This window comes from Pseudomonas sp. Sample_21, assembly GCF_004307525.1.
GTDB classification, from domain to species: Bacteria; Pseudomonadota; Gammaproteobacteria; order Pseudomonadales; family Pseudomonadaceae; genus Aquipseudomonas; species Aquipseudomonas atacamensis.
Window position 1 is genome coordinate 1 of the sequence record NZ_RCNZ01000008.1, and the last position, 4,462, is coordinate 4,462.

Below are 4,462 nucleotides of genomic sequence, written 5' to 3' on the forward strand. Positions count from 1 at the left end.
CATTCTGCTTGTAAGGCAGACGCTCTCCCAGCTGAGCTAATCACCCTTCGCTTCGGTGTGGCGCGCATTCTACGGAGCACCCCAACCTCTGGCAAGCACTTTTTTAAATAATTTTCCGAGGCCTTCCAAAGGCTTAGAGAAGGGTTGGCCTATGCCCCGGCGAAGACAATAATGCCCCCCTTTGTATAAAGGAGTGACTCGCCCCATGTGGTTCAAGAACCTGCTGATCTATCGCCTGACCCAAGACCTGCCTGTCGATGCCGAGGCGCTGGAAACTGCACTGGCGACCAAACTGGCGCGGCCGTGTGCAAGCCAGGAGCTGACCACTTACGGTTTCGTGGCGCCGTTCGGCAAGGGCGAAGATGCGCCGCTGGTGCACGTCAGCGGCGATTTCCTGCTGATCTCTGCGCGCAAGGAAGAACGTATTCTGCCGGGCAGCGTCGTGCGTGACGCGGTCAAGGAAAAGGTCGAGGAGATCGAAGCCGAGCAGATGCGCAAGGTCTATAAGAAGGAACGCGATCAGATCAAGGATGAAATCATCCAGGCCTTTCTGCCGCGCGCGTTCATTCGTCGTTCGTCGACCTTTGCCGCGATCGCGCCGAAACAGGGCCTGATCCTGGTCAACTCGGCCAGCCCGAAACGCGCCGAAGACCTGCTGTCGACCCTGCGCGAAGTGATCGGCACCCTGCCCGTGCGTCCGCTGACCGTGAAAATGGCACCGACTGCGGTGATGACCGAGTGGGTCACCACGCAGAAAGCCGCCGACGATTTCTATGTGCTGGACGAGTGCGAACTGCGCGACACACACGAAGACGGCGGCATCGTCCGTTGCAAGCGTCAGGACCTGACCAGCGAAGAAATCCAGCTGCACCTGAGCACCGGCAAAGTCGTCACTCAGCTGTCGCTGGCCTGGCAGGACAAACTGTCGTTCATGCTCGACGACAAGATGACCGTCAAACGCCTGAAATTCGAGGATCTGCTGCAGGATCAGGCGGAACAGGACGGTGGCGACGAAGCCCTGGGCCAACTGGATGCCAGTTTCACCCTGATGATGCTGACCTTCGGCGACTTCCTGCCGGCACTGGTTGAAGCGTTGGGTGGGGAAGAGATGCCGCAGGGGATCTGACTCTGACGAGTATTTAACGTGTGGGAGCGAACCTGCTCGCGAATGCGGTGTGCCAATAACATTAATGTGTCTGGCTCACCGCATTCGCGAGCAGGCTCGCTCCCACAATGTTTTGTGGTGTAACCAAAAATAAGGATCAAGCCATGCGCGCACTGGCTGCACTCAGCCGCTTTGTCGGCAATACCTTCGCTTACTGGGTTCTGATTTTTGCCGTCGTGGCCTTCCTGCAACCGGCGTGGTTCATCGGCCTGAAAAGCGCGATCGTACCGCTGCTGGGTCTGGTGATGTTCGGCATGGGCCTGACCCTCAAACTCGACGACTTCGCCGCCGTCGCTCGCCATCCGTGGCGGGTGGCGCTGGGCGTGGTTGCGCATTTCGTGATCATGCCCGGTGTGGCGTGGTTGCTCTGCCAGGTGTTTCACCTGCCGCCAGAAATCGCCGTCGGGGTGATTCTGGTCGGTTGCTGCCCGAGCGGCACCTCTTCGAACGTGATGACCTGGCTGGCACGCGGTGATCTGGCGCTTTCAGTGGCGATTGCCGCAGTCACTACCCTGCTCGCCCCACTGTTGACCCCGGCGCTGATCTGGCTGCTGGCCTCGGCGTGGCTGCCGGTATCGTTCATGGAGCTGTTCTGGTCGATCCTGCAAGTGGTGCTGTTGCCGATCGTTCTCGGCGTGGTCGCGCAGCGGCTGCTCGGCGACAAGGTGCGGCATGCGGTGGATGTGTTGCCGCTGGTGTCGGTGGTCAGCATCGTGATTATTGTCACCGCCGTGGTGGCGGCGAGTCAGGCGAAAATCGCCGAGTCCGGCCTGCTGATCATGGCCGTGGTCATGCTGCACAACAGCTTCGGTTACTTGCTCGGCTACTTCACCGGGCGCCTGTTCGGCTTGCCTCTGGCTCAGCGCAAGTCGCTGGCACTGGAAGTCGGCATGCAGAATTCGGGACTGGGCGCGGCATTGGCCAGTGCGCACTTCTCGCCACTGGCGGCGGTGCCGAGCGCGCTGTTCAGCGTTTGGCACAATATTTCCGGAGCACTGCTGTCGACGTACTTCTGGCGCATGAGCGAAAAAGAAGACCGCGACAACCTCGCGCAACGGGCTGCCGATTGAGGCTGAAAACTTGATCCCCGGGTTAATGCTCGTCAGTATATTGCGCAACGCGGGGACGACCCTGCGGCTCGTTCGAGTCATTAATCTGGGGACGACCCCGTCACTCGATGGAGGTCCTGCATGTCCTGGATCATTCTGTTTTGCGCCGGCCTGTTCGAAGTCGGCTGGGCCGTCGGCCTGAAATACACCGACGGCTTCACCCGCCCGCTCCCCACCGCCCTCACCGTTGCCGCCATGGCTATCAGTCTGGGTCTATTGGGCTTGGCGATGAAGGAATTGCCGTTGGGTACGGCCTATGCGATCTGGACCGGCGTAGGTGCGGTGGGCACGGTGATCGCCGGGATCATTCTGTTCGGCGAGTCGATGGCATTGATTCGGCTGGCCAGTGTGGCGTTGATCGTTACCGGGTTGATCGGACTCAAGGTCAGCGCTTAGGCCACCGGCCCCATCGCTGGCAAGCCAGCTCCCACAAGATTGGTGTACACCATCGAACCTGTGGGAGCTGGCTTGCCAGCGATGAGGGCCGTCCAGTCAACGACTATCTGACAGATCCGCGCAACTCCCCCACCAACACCTGCAACTTCGCCGGCTCCGTCCCTTCAGTAATCGCCGGCCCCGCCACCAGCGTCACCCGCGACCACAAGCGATGGAACAAGCCCTTGTTCGGATCGCGACTGAAGAAACTCCCCCACAATCCTTGCAACGCCAGCGGAATCACCGGTACCGGCGTCTCCTCCAGAATCCGCGTCACGCCGCCGCGAAACTCGTTGATCTCGCCATCGGCGGTCAATTTGCCTTCCGGGAAAATGCACACCAGCTCACCGTCCTTCAGATATTGGGCAATGCGCGTGAAGGCTTTTTCGTAGATCTGGATATCTTCCTGGCGCCCGGCGATAGGAATCGCGCCCGCCGTGCGAAAGATGAAGTTCAGCACCGGCAGGTTGTAGATCTTGTAGTACATGACAAAGCGAATCGGCCTACGCACGGCACCGCCGATGAGCAAGGCGTCAACGAACGACACGTGGTTGCACACCAACAGCGCCGCGCCCTCGTCCGGGATCGCTTCAAGGTTGCGGTGCTCGACGCGGTACATGGAATGGCTGAGCAGCCAGATCATGAAGCGCATGCTGAATTCCGGAACGATCTTGAAGATGTAGGCATTGACGCCGATGTTCAGCAGCGACACCACCAGGAACAGTTGCGGGATCGACAGTTTGGCGACGCTCAACAACACGATCGAAACAATCGCCGACACCACCATAAACAGCGCGTTGAGAATGTTGTTGGCGGCAATCACCCGCGCCCGTTCGTTTTCAGCCGTGCGCGACTGGATCAGCGCGTACAGCGGCACAATATAGAAACCACCGAAAATGCCCAGGCCAAGGATGTCGATCAACACCGCCCAGGTGTGCACGAAGCCCAGCACGGCAATCCAGCTATGGCCGGTGACGCTGTCCGGGATCCCACCGGAATGCCACCACAGCAACAGGCCGAACACGGTCAGGCCAAACGAGCCAAAGGGCACCAGTCCGATCTCGACTTTGCGCCCCGAGAGCTTCTCGCAGAGCATCGAACCCAGCGCGATGCCCACCGAAAACACGGTCAGGATCAGCGTGACCACGGTTTCGTCACCGTGCATCCATTCCTTGGCGTAGGCCGGGATCTGCGTCAGGTAAATCGCCCCGACAAACCAGAACCACGAGTTACCGACAATCGAGCGCGACACCGCAGGCGTCTGGCCCAGACCGAGTTTCAGCGTCGCCCAGGATTGACTGAAAATGTTCCAGTTCAGGCGCATTTCCGGCGACGAGGCCGCCGCGCGCGGAATGCTGCGGCTGGCCAGATAACCCAGCACGGCAATGCCGACGATCGCTGCGGAGACTACCGGCGCGTAGTGCTCGGACGACATCATGATCCCGGCGCCGATGGTGCCGGCGAGAATCGCCAGAAACGTGCCCATTTCCACCAGACCGTTGCCGCCGACCAGTTCATCGTCGCGCAAGGCCTGCGGCAGGATCGAATACTTCACCGGGCCGAACAACGCCGAGTGCGTGCCCATGGCGAACAGTGCCACCAGCATCAGCGACAGATGATCGAAGAGGAAGCCGATCGATCCTACGGCCATGATGGCGATTTCCGCGAGTTTGATCAGACGGATCAGCGCGTCCTTGGCGAATTTTTCCCCGAACTGCCCGGCCAGCGCCGAGAACAGGAAAAACGGCAGGAT

4 protein-coding genes are annotated in these 4,462 nt (G+C 60.1%); 3 read left to right on the forward strand and 1 reads right to left on the reverse strand.

The features are described from left to right. Positions 1 to 205 precede the first annotated feature (205 nt). The 3 genes from rdgC (at position 206) to sugE (ending at position 2,670) form a co-directional block, all read left to right on the forward strand. Positions 206 to 1,126, forward strand: a complete 921-nt coding sequence (gene rdgC / locus D8U71_RS00805; protein ID WP_024012190.1) for a recombination-associated protein RdgC — start codon at positions 206 to 208, stop codon at positions 1,124 to 1,126. Between the two features lie 143 nt (positions 1,127 to 1,269). Further along, positions 1,270 to 2,235 carry a bile acid:sodium symporter family protein gene (locus tag D8U71_RS00810; RefSeq protein ID WP_130886972.1) on the forward strand — a complete coding sequence of 322 codons (966 nt, stop codon included), beginning with the start codon at positions 1,270 to 1,272 and terminating at the stop codon, positions 2,233 to 2,235. Positions 2,236 to 2,355: 120 nt separating this feature from the next. Continuing rightward, positions 2,356 to 2,670 (forward strand): quaternary ammonium compound efflux SMR transporter SugE, encoded by a 315-nt coding sequence (gene sugE / locus D8U71_RS00815; RefSeq protein ID WP_041479526.1) that lies wholly within the window; start codon positions 2,356 to 2,358, stop codon positions 2,668 to 2,670. A 103-nt stretch (positions 2,671 to 2,773) separates the two neighbouring features. On the opposite strand, the gene D8U71_RS00820 is transcribed toward sugE, so the two are convergent. Further along, on the reverse strand, positions 2,774 to 4,462 hold a 1,689-nt coding region (locus tag D8U71_RS00820), incomplete at its 5' end, for an MFS transporter (RefSeq protein ID WP_130886973.1).